The sequence below is a fragment of the Streptomyces sp. WP-1 genome (genome assembly GCF_030450125.1).
GTDB lineage: Bacteria > Actinomycetota > Actinomycetes > Streptomycetales > Streptomycetaceae > Streptomyces > Streptomyces incarnatus.
Map to the genome: position 1 here is coordinate 6777552 of NZ_CP123923.1, position 12890 is coordinate 6790441.

Consider the following 12890-nt stretch of genomic DNA (forward strand, 5'->3'; position numbering starts at 1 on the left):
CTCCGGAGGCGTACGGGGTGCCGGAGGCGCCGTGGGCGTACTGCGCGCGGCGGACGCGCCGGACTCGCCGGACGCGTTGGGTGCCGTACGGGGTACCGGTGGAGCCTGGACGGGCCGGGCGTCGTCGGCGGCACGCGTCGTACGGCGTCCCTCCGCACGCCGGGCCGTACGCGACTCCTCCGCGCGGGACGGGGAGGCGGCGGCCGACGGACCCGGACTCCCCGCATCCGAGCCGGAATCCGGCGTCGAAGCGGATGAACTCCCCTCGTCCACCGGAGCGTTGTCCTGCCTCGGCGTCCGTGAGCTTGCCGCGGCGCCCTCCGAGGACCACCCCAGATACGCACCGCAGTTGCCGCAGAAGTCGTCGTCGGGGCCGTTGGACGCCCCGCACGCGGGACAGGCGCGCACGGCGTCACCTCCCTTCGTCGGCGGGCGGTCCGGACAGGATCTCGACCCGGCAGGGGACATGGACGGGACAGTGGGCGCGGACGATCTCGCGGACGCGGTCGGCGTCCACCACCGGCTCCCGGCCCGGCCACACCCGGACCAGCACCTCACCGGACGGCGCCGGCGGCAGCGGGGTCTTTGGGGTCCGGGACCAGACCGCGCCGCCGTCGCCCACGACATCGGCCTCCACCCCGAGCGTGAGGCGCAACCGCTCCACGAGACCGCGCCGGGTGCCGCGCCAGCGGTGCAGCTCGACCGCCCGTACCACCGCCTCCCGGCGCAGCCCGTCCGGCCACTCGGGGTCGTCGGCGGCGCCCACCCACGAGGCCAGCCAGGCCACGAAGTCGGCCGGGGCGACCCGCGGGTCGAGATAGGCGGACAGATTGTCGAGGGTGGAGAACACGGGGGCGAGGACGGTGTCCAGGCCCGCGGTGAACCGCTGCGCGAAGTCGTCGTCGGCGTACAGCGCGGGCAGCAGCCCGCCGATCGGATGCCGGCTCGGCAGACCGGGAACGGCGGCACGGCTCATGGACGGGCCTCCGGTTCGATCGGCTGCACGACGACCTGGTGCTGGTAGGAGAAGATCAGCGCGCCCGGACCGACGTCGATACGGTCCACCGGCGCGCCGCGCCGCCCGGTGATCGGGTCGGCGGCGAACAGCCGGATCTCCTCCACCAGCGCGTTGCCGGTGGCCCGTTGGAGCACGCCGAACACCTCGCCGTACTGCACCGGACGGCCGAACGGCCAGCCGGTGCCGTCCGGGCCGCCGCGCAGCGGGTTGAGGTAGCGGAACAGGGCGGCGAGCGCCGCCTGCCGCACCCGGTCGGTGTCGGCGGGCGCGGTCGCGAGCCGCGCCACCACGGTCACGCCCTGGTAGACCGGCGGCTCCACCACCAACCGGGTGCCGATCAGGCGCCGTTCGTCCAGGCTCTCGGTGATCGCGGTCAGCACCTGGTCGGAGGGGATGAGCTGCTCGAAGCGGAGCCGGTCGTCGCCCTCGTCGGCGACCGCGTCCGGCACCACCAGCACCCGGACCGCACCCGCCCCGCCGTCCGCGGCGGGCAGACAGCGCACCCGGCGCACCGACGGCGCCGCCTGCCGGGCGATGATCTCGTGGTCCTCGGCGGTGACCGCCCGCTCCTGCATGCGCAGCGCGTCCGGGGCGCGCAGCTTGGCGTTGGCGACGGTCTCCCCGTCCACGCCGCCGCGCGCCGCCTCCCGGTTGACGACCCGCGCGATGTACGGCACCGAGCTGCGCAGCACCGAGATCGCGCCCCGGGCCACATTGCCGGCCGGGCCGCCACCGGTGCGGTAGCGGGACACCCGGATGTGGGCGCCCTTCTCCGGCACCGCGCCGCACAGCCGCAGCGTGCCGTCCGGCTCGCGCAGCGCCGGCGGGAAGCCGAACTCGCCGGTGGTGGCGTCCACCCGGACATGCCGGTCGCCGGGGCCCGAGCGCCCGAAGTGCTCGACCACCTCCCAGCGCTGCCAGCCGTCGGCCGAGGACACCTCGACCACCGGCGGACCGCCGTCCAGCAGCACGGGCGGGCGGCCGAGCCGGAACGTCTGGCCCGCGACTCCCTCCGAGGTGCCGAGCGGGACATCCGTGACGGTCTCGGCGTGCTCGACCGGGGTGGTGCCGCCGACCGTGAACACCGTCGCCTCGCGCACCGTCGGGGACTCCGAGTAGAACGGCTGGCCCGGCTCCGCCTCCGTGACCCGGCAGCGCAGCCAGCCCGCCCGGGTGCCGCCGATCACGGACGCCGTGTGCTCGCCGGGCACGTACACGATCACCTCGCCGGGCCGGTTCAGACCGCCGGTGGTGTCCGAGCCGGTCTCGCACAGCCGCCAGCGACCGCCGTCCCACGCCTCCCACACCAGCGGCGGCTGGCGCGGGTCCACGCCGACGCCCTCCACCCGGCTGTCCAGCCGCACCGCCACGATGCACCGGGGCACCGCCGTGGGCAGCCCGAACAGCAGCGCGTCACCAGGCTGCGGGGCCGCCTGGAAGCAGCGCACGTCGTGGCCCTCGGCCAGCTCCCGGGTCCGGTCGGTCTGCTCCCCGCCCCGGGGCGCGGCCACCAGCCGGGTCAACTCGCTGGGCACGATGCGCAGTTCGTCCTTGGTGGCGAACACCACCGGTTCCTCGGTCTCACCGTCCGCGGTGGTCACCTCGGTGCCCGCGGGCAGCGTCACCGCGTCCTGCTGCGGCGCCGACAGCCAGAAGTCGACCTCGGCACCGGCCGCCGCCGGCGGGAACAGCCGGATGCCCAACAGGTCGAGGAAAGCCGTGTAGTTCTTGTCCGGAACCCGGTTCAGCCGGTACAGCAGCTGGTCCACGATGTACGCGAACGTCTCGATCAGGGTGACGCCCGGGTCGGAGACGTTGTGATCGGTCCACTCCGGGGCGCGCTGCTGCACATAGCGCTTCGCCTCGTCGACGAGCTGCTGGAAGCGCCGGTCGTCCAGATTGGGGGAGGGCAGGGCCATCAGTCCGCGACCGCTTCCTCGGCCCCCTCCTCGGAGGGGATCGTGTAGAAGGGAAACACCAGGTTGCGCCGGTCGTTGGTGGAACGGATCGTGTAGCGCACATCGATGTAGAGGGTGCCGGCGTCGACGGCGTCGAAGGCGACGACCACCTCGTCCACGCCGATCCGGGGCTCCCAGCGCTCCAGTGCCTCGCGCACCTGCTGGGCGATCCGGCCCGCGGTGGCGCCGTCGCCGGGCGCGAAGACGTAGTCGTGGATGCCGCAGCCGAACTCGGGCCGCATCGGCCGCTCGCCGGGCGCGGTGCCGAGGACCAGCCGGATGGCCTCCTCGATCTCCCGCTCCCGCTCCACCAGCGCGATCCCGCCGGTCGGGCCGACCCGCAGCGGGAACGCCCAGCCCCGGCCGATGAACCGCTCGCTCATCACAGGCCCCCGATCTGCACGTTCAGGGCGCCGAGCAGGATGTTCGCGCCGCACGCGGACTTGTCGCCCGCCCGCGCGGCCGGCAGGCCCCCGATGAGGACCAGACCCGAGGTCAGCGAGGCCGGGTTGGGCACGATCACATTGCCGGGACCGAGGGCCGCGTGCGGGGGGATCGGGCAGGTGTGCAGGCTGCCCACCACAGCGGCGGGTTTGCCGCCGATCAGTACCCGCGCCACCGTCGCGGCGGCGCCGGGCGGCGGGGTGGCGACCACCCCGCCGTGGCTGGTGGAATCGCCGGTACGGGCTGCGCCGGGCATGTGGGGCTCCTCCTGGGAAGTGTCTGGGGCTGGCGGGTCAGTTGATGCGGACGAGATCGGCCTTCAGCACCCCCAGCAGACCGCCGTCGAGCGTGAGGTCGGTCTGCCCGGAGACGGCCGCCGAACGGCCGGACACCGTCACCGAGTTGGTGCCGTCGATGGCCACGGAGGCACCCTTCACGGTGACCTTGCCGGTGCCCGCGTCGAGGGTGATGCCGTGCTCGTCCAGGCGCACCGAGGACAGCGCCCGGCGCCCGCCGGGCGCGTACACGGTCAGCGTGATCCGGTCGTCGCGGTCGTCGAGCATCACCTCCATGCGCTCGTCCCCGGTGCGCAGCCGTACCCCGGAGGGACCCGACCGCGGATCGAGCAGCTCCACCCGGTGCCCCGAACGGGACACGATGGAACGGCGGTTGATCTTGCCGCTGGTCCCGTCGACGAGCGGCACGTCGTGCTCGGACGGGGTGTCCACGCCGTTGTACAGACCGCCGATGACGTACGGGCTGTCCAGCAGGCCCTGTTCGAAGCCGACCAGCACCTCGTCGTTGACCTCGGGGCTGACCACACCGCCGCCGCCCTTGCCGCCCCACTGCACCGTGCGCACCCAGTCGGACACATACGTGTCGTCCAGCCAGGGGAACTTGAGCCGCACCGCGCCGCTCTGCGCGCCGCCCGGCTCCCGCACGTCCGTCACCACGCCGATCGCGAGGCCCGGGATGCGCGGGCCCCGGCCGGGCGCGTTGGCGCCGGTCGCCAGGCCGGTCAGGGACCGGTCCGGGCTGGCGCTGACCCACACCGTGGTCCGGTAGCCGCCGTGCGGATCCAGGCTGTGGTGCACGGCGGTCGCCGTGTACCGGCCGGAGAAGGCGGGCCCCACATTGCCGAGCGCCACCGGCACCCCGGCCCGCAGCCGCGGACTGCCCTCCACCACCACTTCCAGCTCGCCGAACGCGGAAGCCACGTGGGCGGAGATCGCCGTCGCGGCAGCCGTCGTCTCGGCCTGCGTACGGTACGGGGTGTCGGTCACCGTCAGCTTGGCGCTCGCCCCGAACACGGACGCCAGCGACGGGGACAGCCCCGGCTGCACCGTCTTGCTGGTCACCGACGGCTGCCGGGCCACCAGCGGCGTCTTGGTGGTGACGTCCCAGCCGCGCACCTCCACCTGGGACGCGCCGTCCGCGCCCGACAGGGCGGCCCGCAGCGCCAGCAGATTGCGCCCGTACTCCAGCACCATCGGGCTCTGCGTCGCCGGGGTGGACGGCGCGGGCGCCCCCGACGCCGGCTCGGGCCGGGTGAACTGGAGCACCCCCTTGTCGTCGACCCGCACCTGCGCACCGCTCTCGCCCGCCAGATACTGGAGGAAGTCCCAGTCGGACACGTTGGCCTGCGACAACTGCTTGTAGGTGACCGGCGCGGCCTCCACCTTGCCCACGGGCAGACCCGCGCCCGCGGCCACCTTGCGCACGATCGCGGCGGCCGTCATGTTCCGGTACGCCACCACCTTCCGGCCGCGCTGCAACCGGTGCGCCTTGGAGTAGGCGCGCACCACCGTGAACGAACCGGTGCCGTCCCGGTCGATCTCCACCGCCGTGACCTCACCGCCGAACAACTGCTCCCGCGCCTGCCCGGCGACCGTCACCACGGACACCTTCAGCGGTGTGCCGAGCGTGATGCCGGTCGACTTCAGGAACTCGTTGTCGGGGTCGCGATAGGTGAGCACCGCCGTGTCCGGCAGCCCCACGTTCTCGTCCACCACACAACTCACCAGCTGCGCCGCCCAGATCTGCGGCAGCTCACCGGGCGCCTCCACGACGGGGTCCGCCGCGAACGACCGGCCGCCCCGCGCCTCGGGTGTCGTCACCGCTCCTCCTCACCGCCCGCGTCCCCGAGCGCCGGCACCACCAGTTCGGTGCCGGGCGGCAGGTCCATCGGGTCGTCGATCCCGTTCGCCTCGGCGATCACCCGCCAGGCCGTGGCGTCGCCGTACTCCCGCCAGGCCAGCAGCGCCAGGCTGTCCCCGGCCACGATCGTGTGCGTGCTGCGGGCGGTGCGCGCGCCCGAGGTGGGGTTCTGCCCCGCCGGGTCGACGCTCGCCTCCTCCACCGAGAGCGAACAGGTCGCCCGCAGCGGCTTGCCGTCCACGTCGAACAGCGTGTACGTCACCGAGAGCCCCGACATCACCCCGTCGAACGAGGTGGTGCGGGCCGTGCCCCACTCGAACCGCACCCAGGGGCTCGCGGGCTTCTTGCGGGCGAGGCTCGCCGGTGTCGGCACGCATGCCTTCATCAGCTTCTCCACCGCCTGCTCGACCGAGTCGTCGTGCGTCGACGTCGCGTCGAGGAAGACATCCAGGCTCAGCTCGCGCGGCCCGCTGCCCACGAACTCCGGCAGTGCCGACTGCCCGGCCATCCGGGAGGGGGTGCGCCGCCAGCTGGTCGACTTGCGCAGTTGCAGGGTGGCCGGGTTGAACTGGAGATTGAGCTGCGCGATGGTCCCGCCGGGCTTCGCGCCGACCGCCGAAGGGGGTTCCTTCAGGGTCAGCTGGGCCCGGGCACGGCTGGTGCGGGCGGCGGAGGACATACCGGGAACTCCTTTCGTACGGATCGGGATGACAGGGCGGGCACCGGGCGTGGGATCAGGAGGGACGCAGGCCCTCGTGGGCGATCTCCAGCGTCTCCAGCGCCGCCTGCGAGTTGGCCGGGTCGAACGACGGCCCCTCCCAGCGCACCGGCACGATGCCGAGCACCTGCCAGCTGATGATCCGCGACAGATCCGGTTTCAGCGCCACGATCTCCCCGTCCTTGGGCTCCACACGGCGCAGCGTCTGGTCGAGCCAGCGGCTGATCTTCATCGTGTCGGCGGTGACCGGCCTGGTCAGTGTGATGTTGGACCAGGTGACCCGGCCCGGCAGCTGCCAGGTGAAGCCGTTGTTGCCGCCCTCCGCGTAGCTCTCCATCTCCACCTGCGCGCCCATGCCGGAGCACGTGTGGAAGGCACCCAGATCGTTGCCGCCGATCGAGAGCCGGAAGAACACGCTCGTCGCGAAGATGTTGTCCGTCATCCGTGGGCCATCCGTTCCATGTCCGCTAGCGCCGTCCGTCGTAGGGGCGTCCGGCGCGTTCCCGTCCCCGCCGCATGTCGGCCCGCAGCAACCGGGCCAACGGGTCCAGCAGCCGCCGCGCCAGGTCCTCCAGGTCGACACCCGGATCCTGCGGCGCGGCCTCCTTCCGGTCGGCCGTCGGGCTCGACGCGGAGAAGGACGACGAGGAGGGCGAGGAGGGCGAGGGGGAGGACGACGGGGAGGGCACCGGGGCGGAGGCCTGGCGCGGACGTTGGTGCGCGGACCTGCCGGGGGCCGCCGCCCTCGCGTCCCGCTGTACGACATCGACCTGAACGCCGCCCGGAACCACGGGAGTCGGCTCCACCGGCCGCGACATGCGCACCACGGGTACGGGGAGCCCGCCGGGCGGTGCGAGCGACGCAGGGGCCGGGGACGCCTGGAGCGGGGGAGCCTGCGCCTCGGTCAGGGGCAGGGCGGCACCGGCTCCTGCCCGCTGGACGGGGGTGTCCGGGCGTACGACGGGGGGTTGGGCGCGCGTCGTGACGGCCCTCTGGACCGGGGGCGCCCCAGGGGTGGCCGGTCGCGCCGCTTCCGGTGCGGGCTCACGACGCCAAGAGGCCGCCACGACCGGGGCCTTGGCGGGGCCGGGAGTGCCGGTGCGCGGTGGGCGCGGCATGCCTTCCGGCGCACGGGTGTTGAGGGTGAGGGGGCGGGCGGAGAGGAGCGAGCGGGCGGTGGTGGCCACGGTCCGCCGGGGCTCGGCGAGGGCACGGGCCACGACGACCGGGCGCGCGGTGTTCGTACGACGTCCGGGTGCCGCGGGTCCGGTGGGCACCGCGCGCTGTACGACACCGGGCGTGTCCGTGGCCGAGGCGCCCGGCCGGGCCACGGCGCGGGTCACCAGGGGAGTGGCCGGTGCGGGTTCGGCGGTGGGCGCCGAAGCAAGCTTCGGGATAGGCGAGTTGGACGCGGAAGCGGGCCCGTCCGGGGATGCCGTCCCCAGGAGGGGCGCCATGGAGGCCCGCAGCGCGTCCTGCCCCGCCGCCACGCGCTGGACGTGGGGCTGGGCCGGACGGCCACCGGCACCGGCCGGCCCACGCGGGGCGGCGGTCGGCGGCAGCGCGGATAGGGGGGCGCCGAGTCCGCCACGGGCACGGGCCCCGGACGGCCCGGTCCGCTCGTCACGGCGGGCCGGCACGGGCCCTTCGGCGGCCGATCCGGCGCCGGACCGCTTCGTCGGGGCGGTCGTGGAGCTGGGCCGGGTTGCCGGGGCGGTCGTGGAGCCGGACCGCGCAGTCGGAGTGGTGGAGCCGGGCCGTGTCGCCGGGGTGGCCGTCGCGCCGGGCTGCGTCGCCGGGGTGGTCGTGGCGCCGGGCTGCGTCGCCGGGGTGGTCGTGGCGCCGGGCTGCGTCGCCGGGGTGGTCGTGGCGCCGGGCTGCGCGGAGGCATCGGTCTGGCGTTGTACGACGGGCAGCGCCGACCTGGGCGTCGGGTCGGCGGCGGCAGCCGTCCCGGGAGCCGTGGCGGGCCGTTCCTTGTCGGCGGAGCCGGAAGGAGCCATCTGACGCTGCACCGCCGACAGCAGCGGTTTGGCGGGCACCTCGGTGTCGGGAGCCTCCGCCTGACGCTGTACGACGGGCAGCACCGGCCCGGCGGCGGCACGGGGAGCGGGGGGAGCGGGCGAGTCGCCGGCGGCGGGCAGGACGGGCGCGGCAGGGAGTTCGCCCCCGGCCGGGGCAGGAGCGTCCGCCCGGCGCTGAACTCCGGGGAGAAGGGGCTTGGTTGTCGGCTGAGCGACATCGGAGTCGTCCGTCCGGCGCTGTACGACGGGCAGCACCGGTCCCGCCGCGGGCGGGGCGTCGGCCACGCGGGGAGCCTCGGGCGCACCGTCGGCCGACGGGCCGGGCGTGGCCGGTCGGGTGTCCCCGGTGGAGCCGGGAGCGTCCACCAGGCGCTGCACCTCGGGAAGCAGCGGCCGGGAAGGCGTCGGAGTGTCGGCCTCGGCGGCGCGTGAGGGCTTGTCGGCGTATGAGGGCTTGGCGGCGCGTGAGGGCTCGGGCGCCTCGACGGACGGGAGTTCGGGCCCCGTGGAGCCGGGGGCCTCCGCCTGACGCTGTACGACCGGCAGCACCGGCCCGGCCGAGGGCTGGGCCTCGGCGGCGCGGGAAGTCTCCGGACCCTTGGCAGCAGCCGAACCGGTGGCGTCCACGTGACGCCGCACCTCGGGAAGCAGCGGCCCGGACGCCGTCCGAGCACCGGCCGACCCGGAACCGGTACCGTCCGCCCGGCGCTGTACGGCAGGGGGCTGCTGCGCACCGGAGTCCGGCCGCACGTCCGCCGCCACAACTCGCGGCGCCGCGCCGGATTCCCCGGATGCGGCCTCGGGAGTATCGACCCTGCGCTGCACGACCGGCAGTGCCGGGCCGCTCGGTGCCGGGACATCGGCCGTGACGGAACGGGACGGCTTGTCGACGGCCAACGGGGTCGCGGTGGACGGCAGTTCCGCCATCGGTTCACCCAAGGGGGCCCGCCCGGCGGCTCGTCCGGGAGCGGAGGCACGCTGAACGACATCGGCACCGGCACCGGCACCGGCACCGACACCGGCTCCAGAGTCGGCGACACCGGCGCGCGTATCGGCACCGGCAGCCGGTACCGGTCGTACCGACGCCACCCGGCGTACCGGCCCGGTCGCCACCCGGCGCGCCACGGTCAGCGAGGGGCCCAGCGCCCGCGGTCGTACAGCTGCCGCCCTGCCGGGCTCAACCCGCATACCCTGCGGCGCGGTTCCGGCGCCCGGGGCATTCGGCACCACGGCGACCCGCCGTACCACCGGAAGCTCCGGTCCGGACGGCCGCCCCGCGCCGTCGGCCACGGCGTGCGTCGCCGCACCCGGCGAGGGCGAAGGGGACTGCGGGCGCGCCGACTTGGCCGGCCGCCGTATCTCTCCGGCACCCCGCCCGTCCGCCCGTACCACCCGCTGGACCTGCGCCAGCGCGGAACCGGCATCCTCGCCGTCCCCCGCCTCCTCGCCACCGGGTACCGGCAGCGAACGCAGCAGCAGCGGTCCGCCGGCGCCGTACTCCGAGCGCTGGACGGCAGGGCGCGTGACACCGTGCACCAGGCCCATCGGCGCCGAGGGCAGCAGCCCATGGCCGAGGCCCGCGTCGAAGGCAGGGTTCTGCCAGGAGGTGAGGCCGTCACGGAAGGTGAGGCCGTCGCTGACGCCGAGCGTCGCGCGCGCCACGGTGAGCGACGGCGGCGCGACCCGGCGCCAGCCGCCGTCCCAGTCCCCGGGCAGGGAGTCCCCCGGCGCGGAGTTCCCGGGCACGGCAGAAGGGGCCCGCGCCGGCCCGGAGCCGGACGGACCCGACGGGGCCGCCGACGCGATGTCGGCGGCCCGGTCCCGTCGGCGGCGTACATCCCACCAGACCATGACCTCAACCACCCTCGTTCATACGGGCGTTGATACGGGCGATCTCGCCCACCCACTGGCGGCGCTCCGCATGGGTGAGGTCGAGGATCTCCTCGCGCTGCCAGTGGAAGTGATAGGCGATGTACGCGACTTCCTCCCGGAGCCGGGGAAGCGCGTACGTCACGATTCCCCCAGGCGCCCACCCGAGAGGTCGACCTCGAAGCCGCCCTCGCAGTGCGGACAGGTCACCGCCGCGCGGGTGTGACCCTCGCTGTTGACCCGGCGGTAGAAGTCCTGGAGGAAGGCGACGTCGGTGGCGTACATCCGCTCCACGACGCCCGCGTGCACATCGGTGATGGTGCCGAGCCGGGTGATCACCTGGCTCAGCAGCACCACACTGAGGTACGCGGGGTTCTCCTTGACCCGCAGATCGATCTGCGGGCGCAGCTCGTCGCGGGCCGTGGCGAGCCGCATCGACCCGCTGCGGTGCAGCGTGCCCGACTCGTCCACGTACCCGCGCGGCAGCTCGAACTCGAACTCGGTGCGCAGCCCGTGGTCACGCGTGGCCGCGGGGCCGGACGGTGGCGCCGGGGCCTGCGGCTGCTCGGGGGCCGGGGCGGGCGCCGTCGCGTCGAGGATCTCCTCCAGGCTGCCCGCCGTCACCGTACGGCGCCTCATTCGACGACGATCTCCTCGAACACGATGGTGACCGTCTCGGTGGCCGCCGCGGACTCACCCGCCTTGAGCGAGGGACCCTCCCAGCGGGAGGCCCAGCCCTGCATCAGCTGGATCCGGCGCACCGTGTCGCCCTTGGAGTCCTTGATCTCGATGGTCAGGTTCTGCCGGGCGGTGTCGACGGCACCGTTGTTCAGGGTTTCCTTGATCCACTTGGTGAACTCGCTGGACTGGTCGAGTCCCCGGGTGATCGTGATCTCACCCGCCTGCCGGGCGCCCGGCTGCTTGCGGATGATCTGCTTGCCCTCCGAGGTGACCTGTCGTACCTCGACGACCTCTTCCTCGACGGTCAGGCCGCTGATCTCCTGGATGGACTCCACCATGTAGCCGCCGAGCTGCACGCCGAAGACATGGGTGGAAAGAGCATCGCCCTCTGCCATGACTGTTTTGTCACCTTTCCTTGACCGACCCGCGGGTCACTGGTCTCACTCGTCGATGAGGCTGGTGCTGTCCGAGAACTGGGCCAGCCGGAAGACCACGAACTCGGCGGGCTTGACCGGCGCGACACCGATCTCACACACGACCCGGCCCTGGTCGATGGACTCCTGCGGGTTGTTGCCGCGGTCGCACTTGACGTAGAACGCCTCCTCGGCGGTGCGCCCGAACAGCGCGCCCCGCCGCCATTCCTCGGTGAGGAACGCGGTGACATTGCGCCGGATGCTGGACCACAGCCGGTCGTCGTTCGGCTCGAAGACCACCCACTGGGTGCCCAGCAGGATGGACTCTTCGAGGTAGTTGAACAGCCGGCGCACATTCAGGTAGCGCCAGGCCGGGTCGGAGGACAGGGTGCGGGCACCCCAGATCCGGATGCCGCGGCCGGGGAACGCCCGTACGCAGTTCACGCCGATCGGGTTCAGCAGGTCCTGCTCGCCCTTGCTCAGCCGCAGTTCCAGGTCGACCGCGCCGCGGATCACCTCGTTGGCGGGCGCCTTGTGCACCCCGCGCTCGGCGTCGCTGCGCGCCCACACACCCGCGATGTGACCGCTCGGCGGGACCGTGGTGTTGCGGCCGGCCGCCGGGTCGAAGACCCGCACCCAGGGGTAGTAGAGGGTGGCGTACCGGGAGTCGTAGCCGGCCTCGTCGTTGCGCCAGGTGCGCACCTGCTGGGCGTTGAGGCCCGGCGGGGTGTCCAGGACGGCCACCCGGTCGCCCATCTGCTCGCAGTGCGAGATCACCGCGAGCTGGACCGTGCGCACGCCCTCGGCATCGATGTCACCGCGCTGGTAGGCGCCCATCAGGTCCGGGACCGCCACCATGGTGATCTCGTCGATGGCCTCCAGACCGCCGAACCCGGTGCGGGCGGCGGAGTCGCCGACGTACTCGGCCGGGTCGAGCCGCGCCGCCACCCCGCCGGACGGGGCGGGGACCGCGGGGGCGCCCGGGGCGTCGGGCAGGGCCACCGTCTGGGCGGCGGGCCGCGCCTGGGCGGCGGCGTCGCGCTGCTCGGTGACCTCGATCAGCTTGGAGGTGCGGACCTGGTTGACCACATAGCCCTTGACGTTCTTGCGGGTGGAGACGTCGTAGTTCTCCACCACCTGCTCGCCGCGGTGCACCAGCAGCCGGAAGCGGTCCTCGGGGCCCTCGCCCTCCGGGTCTGCGATCTCCACCGACACGCCGGAGACACCGGGCTTGGCCGCGACGAGGAATCCGCCGACCGCCACCGGGGCGGGCGCCGGGGCCTGGCGGGGCACCGACTGGGCGGCCGCGGGCGCCGCGGAGTCGCCGCCGGAGCCGCCGATGCGGACCACGTAGGCCGCGCCGCCGCCGTTGGCGAAGTAGCCGTACACGGCGTGCGCGAGGTAGGTGCCCTCGGTGAAGCCGCCGAACAGCTGGTGGTACTGGTCCCAGTTGGTCACCAGGGTGGGCTCGTGGAAGGGTCCGGTCTGGGCGAAGCCGACGAACGCGGCGACGGCGGTGCCGACCCCTTCGATCGGTCGGGCACCGGACTGCACCTCCTCCACGTACACGCCCGGGGTGAGGTACGTCGGCATACTCGCTCCTTCGTG

General features: G+C 74.1%; 12 protein-coding genes. All 12 read right to left on the bottom strand.

Annotated elements, in window-relative coordinates:
- Positions 1-412: 412 nt before the first annotated feature.
- Entirely contained in the window at positions 413-976 is a 564-nt protein-coding gene (locus tag QHG49_RS30170; protein WP_145486092.1) for a phage tail protein, read from the bottom strand.
- A complete protein-coding gene (locus QHG49_RS30175; protein ID WP_159699159.1) occupies positions 973-2937 on the bottom strand; it encodes a putative baseplate assembly protein in 1965 nt (654 codons plus the stop codon). Before QHG49_RS30175 ends, QHG49_RS30170 begins: the two co-directional genes overlap by 4 nt.
- Complete coding sequence (locus tag QHG49_RS30180; protein ID WP_159699156.1) at positions 2937-3359, bottom strand: GPW/gp25 family protein; 423 nt, start codon at positions 3357-3359, stop codon at positions 2937-2939. The genes QHG49_RS30175 and QHG49_RS30180 overlap by 1 nt, the downstream gene beginning before the upstream one ends.
- Complete coding sequence (locus QHG49_RS30185) at positions 3359-3676, bottom strand: PAAR domain-containing protein (RefSeq protein ID WP_085562784.1); 318 nt, start codon at positions 3674-3676, stop codon at positions 3359-3361. The genes QHG49_RS30180 and QHG49_RS30185 overlap by 1 nt, the downstream gene beginning before the upstream one ends.
- A gap of 37 nt (positions 3677-3713) precedes the next feature.
- The gene (locus QHG49_RS30190) at positions 3714-5537 is read right to left on the bottom strand and encodes a VgrG-related protein (RefSeq protein ID WP_301491974.1); all 1824 of its coding nucleotides are present in this window, start codon (positions 5535-5537) and stop codon (positions 3714-3716) included.
- Entirely contained in the window at positions 5534-6256 is a 723-nt protein-coding gene (locus QHG49_RS30195) for a LysM peptidoglycan-binding domain-containing protein (protein WP_145486088.1), read from the bottom strand. Before QHG49_RS30195 ends, QHG49_RS30190 begins: the two co-directional genes overlap by 4 nt.
- A 55-nt stretch (positions 6257-6311) precedes the next feature.
- On the bottom strand, positions 6312-6737 hold the full coding sequence (locus QHG49_RS30200; RefSeq protein ID WP_145486087.1) for a phage tail protein: 426 nt from the start codon (positions 6735-6737) through the stop codon (positions 6312-6314).
- A 25-nt stretch (positions 6738-6762) separates the two neighbouring features.
- Positions 6763-10065 carry a hypothetical protein gene (locus QHG49_RS30205; protein ID WP_301491977.1) on the bottom strand — a complete coding sequence of 1101 codons (3303 nt, stop codon included), beginning with the start codon at positions 10063-10065 and terminating at the stop codon, positions 6763-6765.
- Positions 10066-10174: 109 nt separating this feature from the next.
- Entirely contained in the window at positions 10175-10333 is a 159-nt protein-coding gene (locus QHG49_RS30210; protein WP_164932503.1) for a DUF6760 family protein, read from the bottom strand.
- Positions 10330-10827, bottom strand: a complete 498-nt coding sequence (locus QHG49_RS30215) for a zinc-ribbon domain-containing protein (RefSeq protein WP_111585469.1) — start codon at positions 10825-10827, stop codon at positions 10330-10332. The genes QHG49_RS30210 and QHG49_RS30215 overlap by 4 nt, the downstream gene beginning before the upstream one ends.
- Positions 10824-11264, bottom strand: coding sequence for a phage tail protein (locus QHG49_RS30220; protein ID WP_159699147.1), 441 nt, complete (start codon positions 11262-11264; stop codon positions 10824-10826). The genes QHG49_RS30215 and QHG49_RS30220 overlap by 4 nt, the downstream gene beginning before the upstream one ends.
- 45 nt (positions 11265-11309) lie before the next feature.
- Positions 11310-12875, bottom strand: a complete 1566-nt coding sequence (locus QHG49_RS30225; RefSeq protein ID WP_145486085.1) for a phage tail sheath family protein — start codon at positions 12873-12875, stop codon at positions 11310-11312.
- Positions 12876-12890 lie beyond the last annotated feature (15 nt).

What these genes read in the sequence shown, in the direction of transcription:
- QHG49_RS30170 (WP_145486092.1), bottom strand. Translation starts at nt 976, where the DNA reads ATGAGCCGTGCCGCCGTTCCCGGTCTGCCGAGCCGGCATCCGATCGGC.
- QHG49_RS30175 (WP_159699159.1), bottom strand. Translation starts at nt 2,937, where the DNA reads ATGGCCCTGCCCTCCCCCAATCTGGACGACCGGCGCTTCCAGCAGCTC.
- QHG49_RS30180 (WP_159699156.1), bottom strand. Translation starts at nt 3,359, where the DNA reads ATGAGCGAGCGGTTCATCGGCCGGGGCTGGGCGTTCCCGCTGCGGGTC.
- QHG49_RS30185 (WP_085562784.1), bottom strand. Translation starts at nt 3,676, where the DNA reads ATGCCCGGCGCAGCCCGTACCGGCGATTCCACCAGCCACGGCGGGGTG.
- QHG49_RS30195 (WP_145486088.1), bottom strand. Translation starts at nt 6,256, where the DNA reads ATGTCCTCCGCCGCCCGCACCAGCCGTGCCCGGGCCCAGCTGACCCTG.
- QHG49_RS30200 (WP_145486087.1), bottom strand. Translation starts at nt 6,737, where the DNA reads ATGACGGACAACATCTTCGCGACGAGCGTGTTCTTCCGGCTCTCGATC.
- QHG49_RS30215 (WP_111585469.1), bottom strand. Translation starts at nt 10,827, where the DNA reads ATGAGGCGCCGTACGGTGACGGCGGGCAGCCTGGAGGAGATCCTCGAC.
- QHG49_RS30220 (WP_159699147.1), bottom strand. Translation starts at nt 11,264, where the DNA reads ATGGCAGAGGGCGATGCTCTTTCCACCCATGTCTTCGGCGTGCAGCTC.
- QHG49_RS30225 (WP_145486085.1), bottom strand. Translation starts at nt 12,875, where the DNA reads ATGCCGACGTACCTCACCCCGGGCGTGTACGTGGAGGAGGTGCAGTCC.